General features: G+C 46.8%; 14 protein-coding genes and 1 tRNA gene. 5 read left to right on the top strand and 10 right to left on the bottom strand.

Annotation, left to right across the window (positions count from 1 at the left end; all coding sequences use genetic code 11):
- From VL525_RS18145 to VL525_RS18135, 3 genes are all read left to right on the top strand, one after another.
- On the top strand, positions 1-1572 hold the full coding sequence (locus tag VL525_RS18145; protein ID WP_325388453.1) for a hypothetical protein: 1572 nt from the start codon (positions 1-3) through the stop codon (positions 1570-1572).
- Positions 1573-1584: 12 nt separating this feature from the next.
- A complete protein-coding gene (locus VL525_RS18140) occupies positions 1585-2148 on the top strand; it encodes a Crp/Fnr family transcriptional regulator (protein ID WP_325388452.1) in 564 nt (187 codons plus the stop codon).
- Positions 2149-2216: 68 nt separating this feature from the next.
- Positions 2217-2573, top strand: coding sequence for a DoxX family protein (locus VL525_RS18135; RefSeq protein WP_325388451.1), 357 nt, complete (start codon positions 2217-2219; stop codon positions 2571-2573).
- A 71-nt stretch (positions 2574-2644) separates the two neighbouring features.
- Here the strand turns inward: VL525_RS18135 and obgE are convergent, their stop codons facing one another.
- The 6 genes from obgE to VL525_RS18105 form a co-directional block, all read right to left on the bottom strand.
- The gene (gene obgE, locus VL525_RS18130; protein WP_325388450.1) at positions 2645-3643 is read right to left on the bottom strand and encodes a GTPase ObgE; all 999 of its coding nucleotides are present in this window, start codon (positions 3641-3643) and stop codon (positions 2645-2647) included.
- 120 nt (positions 3644-3763) lie between these two features.
- Positions 3764-4336 (bottom strand): adenylate kinase, encoded by a 573-nt coding sequence (locus tag VL525_RS18125; protein WP_325388449.1) that lies wholly within the window; start codon positions 4334-4336, stop codon positions 3764-3766.
- 60 nt (positions 4337-4396) lie between these two features.
- Positions 4397-4470, bottom strand: a tRNA-Arg gene (locus VL525_RS18120).
- Positions 4471-4555: 85 nt separating this feature from the next.
- Complete coding sequence (locus tag VL525_RS18115) at positions 4556-5017, bottom strand: redoxin domain-containing protein (protein ID WP_325388448.1); 462 nt, start codon at positions 5015-5017, stop codon at positions 4556-4558.
- A 150-nt stretch (positions 5018-5167) separates the two neighbouring features.
- Entirely contained in the window at positions 5168-5593 is a 426-nt protein-coding gene (locus VL525_RS18110) for a hypothetical protein (RefSeq protein WP_325388447.1), read from the bottom strand.
- 190 nt (positions 5594-5783) lie between these two features.
- The gene (locus VL525_RS18105) at positions 5784-6860 is read right to left on the bottom strand and encodes a glycoside hydrolase family 76 protein (RefSeq protein WP_325388446.1); all 1077 of its coding nucleotides are present in this window, start codon (positions 6858-6860) and stop codon (positions 5784-5786) included.
- A gap of 90 nt (positions 6861-6950) precedes the next feature.
- Between VL525_RS18105 and VL525_RS18100 the strand changes: the two genes are divergently transcribed.
- A complete protein-coding gene (locus tag VL525_RS18100) occupies positions 6951-7934 on the top strand; it encodes an NAD(P)H-quinone oxidoreductase (protein WP_325388445.1) in 984 nt (327 codons plus the stop codon).
- A 2-nt stretch (positions 7935-7936) separates the two neighbouring features.
- Here the strand turns inward: VL525_RS18100 and VL525_RS18095 are convergent, their stop codons facing one another.
- The 4 genes from VL525_RS18095 to VL525_RS18080 form a co-directional block, all read right to left on the bottom strand.
- On the bottom strand, positions 7937-8356 hold the full coding sequence (locus tag VL525_RS18095) for a DoxX family protein (protein WP_325388444.1): 420 nt from the start codon (positions 8354-8356) through the stop codon (positions 7937-7939).
- An 89-nt stretch (positions 8357-8445) separates the two neighbouring features.
- Positions 8446-9357, bottom strand: coding sequence for an AraC family transcriptional regulator (locus VL525_RS18090; protein ID WP_325388443.1), 912 nt, complete (start codon positions 9355-9357; stop codon positions 8446-8448).
- Positions 9358-9505: 148 nt separating this feature from the next.
- Complete coding sequence (locus VL525_RS18085) at positions 9506-10840, bottom strand: SGNH/GDSL hydrolase family protein (protein WP_325388442.1); 1335 nt, start codon at positions 10838-10840, stop codon at positions 9506-9508.
- 19 nt (positions 10841-10859) lie between these two features.
- On the bottom strand, positions 10860-12083 hold the full coding sequence (locus tag VL525_RS18080; RefSeq protein WP_325388441.1) for an OmpP1/FadL family transporter: 1224 nt from the start codon (positions 12081-12083) through the stop codon (positions 10860-10862).
- Positions 12084-12365: 282 nt separating this feature from the next.
- Between VL525_RS18080 and atpD the strand changes: the two genes are divergently transcribed.
- Complete coding sequence (atpD, locus tag VL525_RS18075; protein WP_325388440.1) at positions 12366-13871, top strand: F0F1 ATP synthase subunit beta; 1506 nt, start codon at positions 12366-12368, stop codon at positions 13869-13871.
- The last annotated feature ends 66 nt before the right edge of the window (positions 13872-13937 follow it).

Here is a 13937-nt window from a genome sequence, read left to right as displayed (position 1 = left end):
ATGATGACCGCAAATCAAAATCTTCCAAAAGCCATCATGGCCTTTTTATACCTGGCCGTAATAGTATTGGGTATCATGATATTCATTGCCCCTCCGTCTATTTTCCCCGACCCGGCCAATGGCTTCCATGTGATGCGATCTATGCAGCTGGGTGGCGGCTTTAACCGGCTTATAACACCTGATGCCGATAACCTTACTCAAAACACCTCCGAATTTTTAACGTGGTGGTCGCCGGGGCAATACCTGGTGCCGTATGCATTCAAGCTGCTCTTTAGCGTTAACACGGGGCAGGCCTCGGCGTTGACGATAACCTTGTGCCAGTTGCTTGGTTTAGCAGGTTTTTATGCCTTTTTCAAAAAGGTCGGTTTTAGTCCGCTTATTGCTGCTTTGAGTTTATTGTTCATCGGCTGCCAGCAGTTTTTTGTAGTGCCTTATGTATTTTACAACGGCGGCGAAATACTGTTGTTTGCGTTTTTGGGCTGGTTCCTGTATGGCTGCACTGCGTTAAAAATGGCCGGCTGGCAATTGACCCTGTTCGTGTTGCTTTCAGGCTGGGTCGGATTCTTTTGTAAGTCATCCGTGGTTTGGATGTATGCCGCAGGGTTACTGTTCCTTTGGATAAGGCTGTCGTCGCAAAGGCCGTCAGCCGAATGGATCAGGAATGCCCTGTGGGTTGGCTTGCCGGCGATTGTTTCCATGGCGTCCATCTGGCTGTTCTTCCTTTCCAAAGGGCAAAACCCGGCCTCGGTTGCAGCGGGGATCAAGCTTAGTGTCAAGGCTATCTTCTTCCCCCTCGCCTCGCCCATCCTTTCAGGATTCTCTGTTGACGATCTTTCGCACGGTCTTGTCTATCATACAGGGAAAGTGATATTTTCAAATACTGAGGCTATCATCCTGTTAGCCCTGCTTGCATTTTTAAGTTTATGGTTAGTACGGGCAATCCTTAAAACCGTCCCCGACAAAAATTACCGGCTGCTTGTCCGTGTGTTTTACATCGTGTGTATTGTATTCTTTTGCGTCGCTTATCTCAGGCAGATGACTATCTCTTATGAGGCACGGCATTTCCGGATCATCGGACTTATCGTCATTCCCGGTACGTTGTATATTTTGAGTAAAGTTAAATTGCCTGTATACCGCATAGCATTTGGTTTGATATGGGCCGGCATCGCTGTTTCAAGCGTTATTTACGTCGCTAAAGGCTACAGTTTTAACGATACCAAAAGCGCGCGCGGCGTTACGGGTATAGCGCAGCAGGCCATAGACCAGAAAGCGCTGAACGAAGTGATAGCGCTGGACAAGCAAAACAAGAATGTTATTTTTGTTTTTGTGAACGAAAGCCTCGGCCTCGAAATAAAACATAACCGGGTAGTTACCTTAAACCCTATTGGTGACGACCTGCGTATTGATTATGACGATTACGAGCAGGGTGGCCACGCCGGGCCTCTGTACATTATTCTGCCGGAAAGCTATGCCGGACCGAAGGAGAAATTCATTCTAAAATCCTTCCCGGATTATCGCGGGTGGTACGGTAGTATGCTAAGTGATAATTACGTGATGTACCAGGCGAAGTGATGCCAGCCGCCAATGGATAAATTCTTCGAAGTAACCTCCCAACTCACCCACCTTTCACCCCAATCAAAAGACGCCCTTGCTTCTATTGCAAAAAGACTGGAGCTACCGAAGGGGCACATTCTCGTAAAAGAAAACACCATATGCAGCAATCTTTACTTTGTTGAAGAAGGTTTAACCCGGACCTTCTATTTTAAGGATGGAAAAGACGTTACCGACTGGATAAGTCCCGAAAATACTTTCGCCGTTTCCATACTCAGTTTTATTACCCGCAAACCCGACAGGCGGATGATCGAGCTTTTAGAACCTTCCGTACTCTATTCTTTCCCGCACGACAAACTGGAGCAACTTTATTCTAAGTTCCACGAGGTAGAAAAGCTGGGCCGCCTGCTCATCAGCTCGGGTTTGGTGCAATTGCAGCAGAAGTTCGACGATATGCATTTTACTACGGCCGCCCAGCGTTACCAAACGCTTATGGAAACCCATCCCTCCTTTCTTCTCCGCGTGCCGCTCGGCATTATCGCGTCGTACCTTGGTATGACGCAGGAGACCCTCAGCCGCATCCGTTCCCAGGTTTGATTTTTTGATAAATATCAAAAGGACTTAATTAAGTCTGCCCGAACTTTGTTAAAAAAAATCAGATCATCATGAACACAATAATCTGGATAGTACAGGCATTATTGGCAGGGTTATTCCTGTATTCAGGCACATGTAAAACACTTCTTTCACAGCAAAAGCTTCTTGCTATCGGGCAAACCGGCGCCGAACTTCCGATGACGTTGATACGTTTCATCGGCGTGGCTGAGATACTTGGCGCCATCGGGCTTATACTCCCTGTAATATTGGGCACCGCTCCCGAACTGACCGCAATGGCTGCCATCGGCTTTTCCATTATTATGGTGCTGGCTGCCAGGTTCCACTATCACCGGCACGAAACCAAAAACGTTGTTTTTAATATTTTGATACTATGCCTCTGCGTGGCGGTGGTATGGTACAGGTTTTAAAACCATTAAAAAAACAGAAAACCCGGCATCTGACCGGGTTTTCTGTTTTATAAAATTCGAAATTCGTAATCTTATCTATTGATCTCTTTCCAAAGCAGATCCTTCAGCTGATCTATCCCTTTTTGTGCCACGGATGATATAAATACCGATGGCACATCAGCCGGAACTTCCTTTTTCAACTCGGCCAGCAATTCATCGTCCAGCATATCCGATTTGGTAATGGCCAGCACCCGCGGCTTGTGCATCAGCTCGGGGTTATATTCTTTTAATTCGTGCAGCAATATCTGGTATTCTTCCTTAAGGGTACGGCTGGTGTCGGCCGGTATCATAAACAATAGCACCGAATTACGTTCGATATGCCTTAAAAAGCGGAAACCTAACCCTTTGCCCTGTGATGCTCCCTCGATGATCCCCGGGATATCTGCCATGATAAACGACCGGTTATTGCGGTAAGCTACAATACCCAGGTTAGGTACAATAGTAGTAAACGCGTAATCGGCTATTTCCGGTTTTGCCGCGGAAACTACCGATAACAAAGTTGATTTCCCTGCGTTCGGGAAGCCAACTAAACCAACATCAGCCAGGAGTTTAAGCTCGAGTATGTTCCAGACTTCCTGCCCTGGCTCGCCAGGTTGCGCAAACCGCGGCGTTTGCTGCGTAGCCGATTTAAAGTGCCAGTTACCCAAACCGCCACGACCGCCGGGCGTCAATATCTGAGTTTCGCCGTCCTTCGTTATCTCGAATAATATCTCGCCCGTTTCGGAATTTTTGGCGATGGTGCCCAACGGCACTTCCAATATTTCGTCGCGACCGGTTTTGCCGGTTTGTAAGGACAATCGGCCGCCTTCGCCGTCGCCGGCGATAACGTGTTTGCGAAATTTAAGGTGAAGCAGGGTCCATAACTGCGCGTTACCTTTTATAATAACGTGCCCTCCCCTGCCGCCATCGCCGCCATCAGGGCCGCCTTTGGCGGTAAGCTTGTCGCGGTGCAAATGCGCAGAGCCCGCCCCGCCATGCCCCGAGCGGCAACATATCTTCACATAATCAACAAAATTGGAACCCTGGGACATGATTATTTTTTTGGTCGGAAAGTCCGGAAGTCGGGAAAGTCCGGAAGATGTTTTTTAATAAACTAAACGCCTGCCCGAAATCAACCTTTCGGACTTGCGGTCTTTCCGACTTTCGGACTATTATAGTTTCTCTATGATCGCATTAACAGAGCCGAAGATATCTTCTTTCGACCCTATGCCGTTAACACGGTAGAATTTGTTTTGGTTTTTATAGAAATCAGCTACAGGCGCTGTTTTATCATTGTATTCTTTGATACGCTTACGGATAACTTCAGGGTTGGCGTCATCTGCGCGGCCCGAATCTTTGCCGCGCAACAACAGGCGGTGTTCCAGCTCTTCGTCACCTACTTCCAATGCGATCATGCCTGCTATCGGCTCATTCTTGCTTTTAAGCAATTCGTCCAATGCTTCGGCCTGCGCCACGGTACGCGGGAACCCGTCGAAAATAAAGCCGACTGCGTCCTTATTGGCGTCCAGTTTATTGCTGATCATGCCAATTACGACAGCATCGGGCACTAACTTGCCCTCATCCATCAGTTTTTTGGCCTCAAGGCCCAATGCCGTACCCTGCGCAATTTCGCTGCGAAGCATATCGCCGGTAGAAAGCTGCATCAGGCCATATTTTTCAATAAGTTTTTGCGATTGTGTACCTTTTCCGGCCCCGGGCGGGCCAAACAGAACTAAGTTCAGCATACGTTTTGGTTGAACATTTAAAAGGCCTTCCGGTAAACTTACTGAAAGGCCTAAACTTAGTGCACTTGTAGGGATTCGAACCCCAAACCTTCTCATCCGTAGTGAGATGCTCTATCCAGTTGAGCTACAAATGCAGTTTTATATAACCGCAAACCTTGCGGTTTTTAACGGACTGCAAAAATAGGATTTCTTTTTGAATCCGCTATAAATTTTTCAAAATTACTTAACAGCCTCCGCTATTGCGTTAAAATCAGGCAGGTCGCCGGCATTTTCAAGCACCTCGGCATAGCTGATGTTCTGCTGCTCGTCAATCACAAAAGCAGCGCGTTTGGATACGCCTTTAAGGCCGAAAGCGAAAGAATCATATAAGGCGCCATAAGCCGCAGAAACTTCTTTGTTAAAGTCAGAAAGCAATGGGAACTGATAATTATTTTCTTCTTTGAATTTCGCCAGGGTGAACGGAGAATCGACAGAAATACCAAATACCTGTGCGTTCAGGCCATCGTAATAACCAAAATTATCGCGCATGGTACACAGTTGTGTTGTACAAACGCTTGTAAAAGCAAAAGGGAAAAAATGCAGTATTACTTTCCTGCCTTTAAAATCTGACAGCGATACTTCCTTCTTTTCAGAAGATACCAGGGTGAACTGAGGTGCGGGTTGACCGGGTTGTAGTGACATAAATATTTATTTTGAGCAAATAAAGAACAATTTAATCAAAGGATGTTCCCGTTAAAGTAAAAAATATTTGTTCCGGGTTTAAATATAGAAATCCCCGAATGGTGTATCCGGGGTTTCTATATTAATTTAAGTTATCAAAGCCTGCCCGATTTAAAAATAATTTACCACATGTCCATATTCCACATACACGCCATGCCCGCTACCCACTGTTGTGCCGTCTGAACATACGCAAACTACCTGTATCCTGATGCCATAGTTGGGAGAATTGATTGGCATGGTAAGCGTAGTAGCAGTAGTATTGGTATTAGGGATTGTTACTACACCGGGAAAACCGGTTCTATTGTAGTAACCGCCATAGTTAAAAGATGCAGGGCTACCGGAATATGTCCATTGCATAGTAACTGATGTTTGACTTACAGCCGTGACTGTAAAGCCGGTAATAGTTGCTACGCAGTTAGAAACTTTTTTAGCAGCTACATGTTTTTTAGGCGCATGTTTCTCTTTGGTTAAAGTAAATGATAACAATGCCACGGAAAATAATCCGGTTAATAAGGATAATAATAAGATCTTTTTCATGATTTTTTTAGATTTAATAAGGTTGATAACATGTTTTTTGGTAAGCAGGCTTTGATAACAAGCAAAGGCAATATACCTAATTATTTAGTTAATATTAATCAATATTTAAAATAAATATTTCCTATTAATAAATAATGGCACGGCATCCCGTATAAGGAGCGTGAAAAGAGCAACAGAAGTAACTTATAGCTTAGTGTGCATCCAACTGCTGCAGCCGCGCACATATCTCTATCATCGCGGCCTGGTCTATCAAAGCTTTGGCTGGCTTTTTACCAACCATGTTATCGGCGTCGCGTTCGGTATTCCAAATCGCGTCGGCATCCTGCTCATAAAAATCAACCCAATTTTTATTCTTATCTATTTTATACAGTTCGATATATCCCCGCAGCATTACGGCGTTGAACCAGTAATTATCGGGCAGGCGCCCGTTTTTAAAGAAATGTTCTTTCCCTGCTTTGGCAATGCGTTCGGCTTCTGCCAGGTAATGTTTATTGCCGGTTAGGTTATACAACAGTACATTGGCCTGCAGCATGGTGCCGGTGTTGTAAGTGTACGTTGCTTTGGCGATATTCATCGACGGTATTTTGATATTATCATAATAAACACCTTCGGGAGATTGCAAATGTTGCTTAGTCCATTTGTAAACGGCAAGCGCCGTATTAAGATATTCAGGTTTATGAGTGATCTGGTATAATTGCAATGCCACCAATATAGCCGGCCCGTTTGAACAGGTGTTTTTGGTGGTTTTATCGCCTTCTTTCCAATACAAGCCACCTCCTGCTGCTGTATCCAAACCGCCCATCATAAAGCGGTAAATCATTGTAGCATCATCCAAATATTTCTTTTTATGATTTCGATGATAAGCATCCAGGTAAGCGATAGCTACCCATTGATTATCGTCGTAAAAACGGCTGCTAACCCTTTCCTTATAAGGATAATCCTGGTAACCTGGCCGCGGGGGCTTATCACTATAATATTCATCGATGGCTTTGGTTACCGGCTCCATATAATTTTTCCCCGGTTCAAGCACCTCCATTTCATTGGTCGCCTGTATCAAAGCACACAAGGGCCATAACCATGAATGCGGGTTTTCATTTTTGCTGATGTCGGTGGTCTCGTAATAGAGTCCCGCTTTGGTATCGGTCAATTTTGAATCAATACCTGAATAAAGCAATTGAATGCGGGTTTTATAATCAGTTTTTTGCGCTTTGGCGAATGTGCATGAAAGGCAGGCGATCAATAAAACAAAGGTTGACTTCCGGTTCATAAATATTCTTTACAGGTGATGGCCGGCAATTTATTGTTTATAACAGAACATAACAACCCGATTGAAGTTTACACCTAATATATTTACACAATGAAAGCCATCGTCATCACCCAACCCGGCGGACCAGAAGTATTGCAATTGGAAGAAAGGCCCATTCCCGCCATTTCGGGCAAAGAAGTATTGATCAAAGTAATGGCAGCGGGTATTAATCGCCCTGATATTTACCAGCGAAAGGGCAACTACCCGCCGCCGGCCTGGGCATCGCAGGATATACCAGGTTTGGAGATAGCCGGCATCATCGAAGCTATCGGCACTAACGGATCGCGCTGGAACGTTGGCGATAAGGTTTGCGCGCTGGTTAGCGGCGCGGGTTATGCCGAATATTGCAGCGTGCCCGAGGGCCAGTGCCTGCGCATACCGGGCAATTTAAGTTTTACTGAAGCAGCATCGTTACCGGAAACGTTTTTCACCGTTTGGAGCAACGTTTTTGACCGGGGACAATTGAAACAGCATGAATCGTTACTGGTGCATGGCGGCAGCAGCGGCATAGGCGTGGCAGCCATACAAATGGCAAAAGCGCTGGGCAGCACTGTTTTTGTTACCGCCGGAACCGATGAAAAATGTCTTTTTTGCGAACAGTTAGGCGCGGATAAGGGAATCAATTATAAAACTGAAAATTTCAAAGAAAGGATAGACGTGCTAACCGATGGCAAAGGTGTTGACGTGATACTGGATATGATCGGCGGCGACTATGCCAATGACAATATGCATTCGCTTGGTAATGACGGCCGTTTGGTGCTCATCAATACCATGAAAGGCAAGGAAGCAATGGTAGACCTGTCTTTAGTGTTGCGAAAAAGGCTGACTGTAACCGGGTCGACCCTGCGAAACCGCGATACGACCTTCAAAAGCGCCATCGCTACCAAACTGGAACAGAATATCTGGCCCCTGCTGGCATCGGGCGAGATCAGGCCCGTAGTAAACGCTGTATTCCCGGTATCAGAAGCTGCCAAAGCGCATCAATTGATGGAAAGCGGCGACCATTTGGGAAAGATCGTTTTGAGTTTTGAATAAAGCTATTGCTGCTTCCGCGGCCAGTATGCCCACATAATACCGGACAGGCACGCTATCAGCGTTATGCTGTATTCCATGCCGTTTCTGCCGGCCCCAACTACAAACCATCCTTCGGACATGTGGATATAAAATACTCCAACCATCAGTACGATCAGGTTGAACATACAGGAAAGCACCACAAAGCGATTGAATATTAAACCAAGACAACCAGCAAATTGGCAAGCCACGATCAACCATGGCAGGGCAAGACCAAAAGGGAAGCCATCGGCACTTAAGCCCTCGCCGAACGAGCGCATTCCTGCCGGATCGATTATGCCGTGTATGGGATGCACTATTAAAATAAGTGCTATCGCCGTGCGTATAATGGCGAGGCCCTGAACAGGTTTTGGTGCAGGGATATTTTTTAAAAGATCTGTGTTCATAAAACGGGCTTGTGCTGATTACTTTTTGCTTATCAGCACAAATATGATGGCTTGCAGCGAACACACATGTGCAGAAATGCTCAACTTTATCAGCACGCAGCCCTGAAAGCAAGGGGTTGTACCCCAAAAGCGGTTTTAAACGCCCGGCAAAAGGCGCTGGTATCCTCAAAACCACACATCCAGGTAATTTCATGGACGGGCAATGGGGTTCGCTTTAGCAAGTCAGTTGCATGGGCCAGCCTGATGCGGGTAAGATATTGATGGGGTGTGGTTTGAAAAACTGCTTTAAACTGCCTTACGAGCTGGGGAACAGACAGGCAGGCTTCGCTGCTTACAGCCTGCAAATTTAATTCTTCGGTAAACGACGATCGCAGCAGGTCGCGGGCAATACAAAGGCGTTTGTGTATCTCGGTTTTTGTATGGGTTTTTACGGCGTCCACCCGCCCGGCCAGTTTCAATTCCATTTTATGAGTCGCCAGCAATTGGCGCATGACAAAAACCAGTTGTTCATCAACCACCCAGTCATCATAACCTTGTGTTTCCAAATCGGCAACAAGGCATGATAATCGCTGCTGCAATGGGGCATCGATGGGGTTCAGCGTTTGAAAAAATTCCGGCGCACTGCCGGACGTATTAAAAGGATCATCAAGCGAGGCTGCTTCGCCGACAAGGGCATCTGAAAATACCGAAGCGGCAAACTCCTTTTTAAAAAAAATCGACAACACCCGTACCTTCTCCGTGGTGTCGATATTACAGGAATAGTTTTGATCGTTGTTTAATATCAGGAACTGCCCGGGCCTTACGGCAAGGCGCCGCTTGTTTACGCCATACCATTCCTCGCCGCTTAGCACAGTTTTTAGTGAAAGGCACCCGACATGATCGTCGCAACTGCTTTTGCTGCTCAGCGCATTAAAAATAATATTGTGCTTTTTAAACTTGCTGAAATGCAATTGCTCGTCAAATCCGGGTGCAGTGTGATCGGGCAGGCTCTTGAAATACATTTTTGCGTATCGCCGAAACTTGCTTGTTCCGGCTTTTTATTGCAAGGTAGTTATTTATGCGGAAAAGATAATTTTAAGTTGACAGTAGCCAGTTGGCAGTTTTCAAAAATTATAACTGCCAACTGGAAACCACACACTGCCCACTAACTTACGGGAATTTAACCGCCCTGTAATTGGTAATATCAGCTAAAGGGATACTCGACTTGTAAGTAGCGTTTATAGCTTTTATAAATTCATTCGCCACAATAGCATAACCGCGCGGGGTAAGATGAACACCATCCAGCGAAAATATGCCACCGCTGATATAGCCTGAGCTCATCGAAATACCATTTACCAACAGGCCATGCGCTTTCACATTATTCAGGAAAGTATAGGAATCAAATACCGCTAACCCCTTAGCTGCCGCCGCAGTTTTTATGGTGTTATTATAAGAGGCGATATAATCTTCGGTTAAGGTTACTTCATTCTCATCCAATACGTATTGGTTCTCGATAGGCGCGTACTGCGTTAAGCCATAAGGTACGGGGCCGGCTGGCGAGTCGACCACCTGCCCTATTTTGCTGGTTGGGAAAGTGAGCACGATCAGATCCTTTGTTGTAGCGGCACGTGGCGCATACCCATCGCTAAGGCCCGAGCCTGTTTTTGCATTAATGTACAGCGCCTGTACTGCCGGGTTCACTTTTTGCACACCTGCTAACACAGCGCTTACTGTAACAGTATTAAAGTAAGGTACCGCCGTAACATCGGGGACAGTAGCCACTACACCTTTTGCACCGCTCGCCGTCATCGAATTGATGAGCAGGTTGTACAATTGCTCAAACACCGCTTTATCTGTTAGCACATCGCCTGCCCCACCTGATGTTGCATAACCCAGCGCATCGTTATTGCCAAGCCAGTTGGAAAAGAAAGTGAAATTGCGGCCGGTAGTAACAAAATCGAGATACGATTCGGTATTGGCCGGCGCGGCAGGGCCCAGCATACGCTCGTAAAAACCGTTCAGGTTACCGTAGGGCGCATAGGTGATCTGCTGCAATTTAATACCGGGTACGCCCAGGTTGTTAAATTCGCCGCCGGTGTATTTGTTGTATAAGGTTACATTACCGAAGCCGGGTATGGCTATCTGTCCGCGTATGGCAAGGTTTGACGTAACGGTTTCTGTTTTGGGCGTACCATCGGTATTGAATCCGGCAAGCCTCAGATAACCCGAGCCATTTGCCTGGTCGGCGCTGAACAGTGGTTGCTTGAATTCGCCCCCGCCGACAGCCAGCATTTGCTTGGCTATAATGGATGGATAAGAGTTTTCCTGACCTTCCAAATAAAGCCCGCCATCGGCATAACCTGCGGTCAGCGAATTGCCTACCGAAATATACTTGCTAAAATCGGCCGTGCCTTTGGATGGGCTTACCGGGTTTATTTCGGGCTTACAGGCGCCAAGCAACAGTAACCCCGCAATAAGATATATGTGTTTTCTAAACGTTTTCATGTATTAATTTCTTTAAGGATTACCAGTGATAAGCAAGCGAGATGCCCGGTATATAAACATTGGATTTAAAGGTGCCCGATAACTGGGTTTCGATGTTGGTTTGCGTACGGCTATTCAGGTGCTCATACTCAAATGACACATCCACATCCAGGTGTTTGGCGAATGTGTAACCCAGGCCCAGCGTGCCATAAACACGGCTTGCATCAGGCACTTCGGGCGTAACATAGCCATCCGGCGCCGCCGCCGTTACATACCCGCCACCAAAGCGCAAAGCAAGATCGGGCTTAGCCTGGTACTGCGCACCCGCCCTCAGGCTCACCGTATTTTTATAGTTGCGTGGCGAGTGGGTGTCCTGTAAGGCAGTTGTATTGTTCTTATAATCGAATGATAAAGCCTTGAACGAATTCCAGCCAACCAGGTTAGCATCCAACGCTACCGTCCATTGTTTGGTTGGGTAAAAGCCGAACCCGATACCATTGGTTGCCGGCAGCGGAATGCTTGCCGTAAACTGGTTAGGTGATGGGAAATTACCTTGTATCGACGCCGGCACGGTAAATATCGCATCGCCGTCCTTGATCGTCGTTTTAACTTCGGAACGATGCGTGAAGCCGATGGTTAGTTTGGATGACGCTTTAAAGTAAATACCCGCGTTCCACCCATACCCTTTGCCGCTGCCCTTGATCTCGGCTTGCCCCGACTGCCCCGAACTATTGTCGAGCGGTATGCCGCGCGTCAGGTCGACACTCGAATGATTGTAAACAAAGCCCGCGCCGATACTCAGCCGGTCTGTTAACCTATAGCTTAATGTCGGCTGAAAGAAGATAGCCTTCAGGTTCAGCATTTCGGCCGTGTATTTTCCCGGCCAGGTAGTTCCCCAATCGGTCAGTCCGCCAAAAGGCGTGTAAACACCCAGGCCAACTTTCCACTTTGCCGCTTTCGGTCCCCATGCCCCATAAAAGGTGAATGGCGGCGCAACCTTATCAGCTGTGTGAAACTGTTCGTTCGTCCCGGCAGGGTTAAAAACCGATTTGAACATCAGCGGGCTTATACCCGCCTGGAAATAGTTTTGGGGTAAAGCAGCTACCGCCCCGGGGTTAAAGAACACGGATGCTCCGTCCTGCGCTATACCGGTCCCGGTGTGGCCCATACCTATCTGCTTATTGCCTTCCAGGTTTACCTGGAAACCTTGCGCAAACGACAGCACGGGCGCCATGGCGAGCGCCAGAAGTAAAATTTTCTTCATGAAATTAATTGTCTTAGGGGTTATAACTGGTTCGTTAATTATTATGCAAACATAATAATTTGATAATAACAAGGTAACGAATTTTTGACAAATGCAAGCGGTAATTCACACACGCTCATCGTCCTGATTTAGTGCATGGTATAAACCAAACCCTGCCCGGCAAAAATATTTCCCACACTCTTTATTTATTTGCCAAATAATCTTAGCTTTGCGCCTCGAAAGAAGAGCATCTTTTAAAGATATATTTTTGATTTATAAATTCTTTTAATTACCCGGTTATATATGCCAAACATTGGAAAAATATCACAGATCATCGGTCCGGTAGTTGACGTTAGTTTCTCTGGCGATAGTCATCTTCCCCGTATCTATGACGCCCTGGAGATCATCAAAGACAACGGCCAAAAGATCATTTTAGAAGTTCAGCAGCACTTAGGTGAAGACCGCGTGCGTGCCATAGCGATGGACTCGACCGACGGTTTACTGCGCGGAATGCCCGTAACCGACCTTGGTTCGGCTATTAAAATGCCGGTTGGCGAAGATATCAAAGGACGTGTATTTAACGTGGTTGGCGCTTCTATCGACGGCCTTGGCGATTTGGATAACACCAACGGTAAATCTATCCACAACGAACCGCCGCGTTTCGAGGATCTTTCAACTGAAACCGAAGTACTGTTTACCGGTATCAAGGTTATCGACCTGCTGGAGCCTTATGCAAAGGGTGGTAAGATCGGTTTGTTCGGTGGCGCAGGTGTAGGTAAAACCGTATTGATCCAGGAACTGATCAACAACATCGCTAAAGCTTATGCCGGTCTGTCGGTATTTGCCGGTGTGGGTGAGCGTACCCGTGAAGGTAACGACTTGCTGCGTGAAATGATCGAATCGGGCATTATCAAATATGGTGACGAATTCCTGCACTCGATGGAAAAAGGCGGCTGGGATCTTTCCAAAGTAAATAAAGAAGACCTGAAGGACTCCAAAGCAACCTTCGTATTCGGCCAGATGAACGAGCCCCCTGGCGCCCGTGCACGTGTGGCCCTTTCGGGTTTAACCATTGCCGAATACTTCCGCGATGGCGATGCCGAAGGCAAAGGACGCGATATCCTGTTCTTCATCGATAATATATTCCGCTTTACACAGGCAGGTTCCGAAGTATCGGCGCTGCTTGGCCGTATGCCATCGGCGGTAGGTTACCAGCCAACGCTGGCCACCGAGATGGGTACCATGCAGGAGCGTATCACTTCAACCAAACGCGGTTCCATCACTTCCGTACAGGCCGTTTACGTACCTGCGGATGACTTGACCGACCCGGCGCCGGCTACAACCTTCGCCCACTTAGATGCTACTACTGTACTTTCACGTAAAATTGCCGAGCTTGGTATTTACCCAGCGGTGGATCCTTTGGATTCAACTTCAAGGATCCTGAGCCCAGCTGTTTTAGGTGACGAGCACTACAATACCGCTCAACGCGTTAAAGAAACTTTACAACGTTACAAAGAGCTTCAGGATATCATCGCCATCCTTGGTATGGACGAGCTTTCTGAAGAAGATAAGTTAGTTGTATCACGCGCCCGTCGTGTTCAGCGTTTCTTGTCACAACCGTTCCACGTTGCCGAGCAGTTTACCGGTTTAAAAGGTGTATTGGTTGACATTAAAGATACCATCAAAGGTTTCAACATGATCATGGACGGTGAAGTTGACGAATACCCTGAAGCAGCCTTCAACTTAGTTGGTAACATCGACGACGCTATCGAAAAAGGCAAAAAGCTGTTAGCTGAAGCTAACGCATAAAGTGAATGGTGAATGGTCAATAGTGAATAAAAACCATTGACCATTGACTATTGACCATTGACTAAT

Origin of the sequence: Mucilaginibacter sp., from assembly GCF_035492695.1 — a bacterium.
In the GTDB taxonomy this organism is placed as follows: domain Bacteria; phylum Bacteroidota; class Bacteroidia; order Sphingobacteriales; family Sphingobacteriaceae; genus Mucilaginibacter.
The sequence above is the reverse complement of the archived record's forward strand: the minus strand, read 5'-3'. Positions and strand labels throughout refer to the sequence as shown.

Excerpts from the sequence above, each read along its gene's own strand:
- VL525_RS18145 (WP_325388453.1), top strand. The coding sequence starts at position 1 with ATGATGACCGCAAATCAAAATCTTCCAAAAGCCATCATGGCCTTTTTA.
- VL525_RS18140 (WP_325388452.1), top strand. The coding sequence starts at position 1,585 with ATGGATAAATTCTTCGAAGTAACCTCCCAACTCACCCACCTTTCACCC.
- VL525_RS18135 (WP_325388451.1), top strand. The coding sequence starts at position 2,217 with ATGAACACAATAATCTGGATAGTACAGGCATTATTGGCAGGGTTATTC.
- obgE (WP_325388450.1), bottom strand. The coding sequence starts at position 3,643 with ATGTCCCAGGGTTCCAATTTTGTTGATTATGTGAAGATATGTTGCCGC.
- VL525_RS18125 (WP_325388449.1), bottom strand. The coding sequence starts at position 4,336 with ATGCTGAACTTAGTTCTGTTTGGCCCGCCCGGGGCCGGAAAAGGTACA.
- VL525_RS18115 (WP_325388448.1), bottom strand. The coding sequence starts at position 5,017 with ATGTCACTACAACCCGGTCAACCCGCACCTCAGTTCACCCTGGTATCT.
- VL525_RS18110 (WP_325388447.1), bottom strand. The coding sequence starts at position 5,593 with ATGAAAAAGATCTTATTATTATCCTTATTAACCGGATTATTTTCCGTG.
- VL525_RS18105 (WP_325388446.1), bottom strand. The coding sequence starts at position 6,860 with ATGAACCGGAAGTCAACCTTTGTTTTATTGATCGCCTGCCTTTCATGC.
- VL525_RS18100 (WP_325388445.1), top strand. The coding sequence starts at position 6,951 with ATGAAAGCCATCGTCATCACCCAACCCGGCGGACCAGAAGTATTGCAA.
- VL525_RS18095 (WP_325388444.1), bottom strand. The coding sequence starts at position 8,356 with ATGAACACAGATCTTTTAAAAAATATCCCTGCACCAAAACCTGTTCAG.
- VL525_RS18090 (WP_325388443.1), bottom strand. The coding sequence starts at position 9,357 with ATGTATTTCAAGAGCCTGCCCGATCACACTGCACCCGGATTTGACGAG.
- VL525_RS18085 (WP_325388442.1), bottom strand. The coding sequence starts at position 10,840 with ATGAAAACGTTTAGAAAACACATATATCTTATTGCGGGGTTACTGTTG.
- VL525_RS18080 (WP_325388441.1), bottom strand. The coding sequence starts at position 12,083 with ATGAAGAAAATTTTACTTCTGGCGCTCGCCATGGCGCCCGTGCTGTCG.
- atpD (WP_325388440.1), top strand. The coding sequence starts at position 12,366 with ATGCCAAACATTGGAAAAATATCACAGATCATCGGTCCGGTAGTTGAC.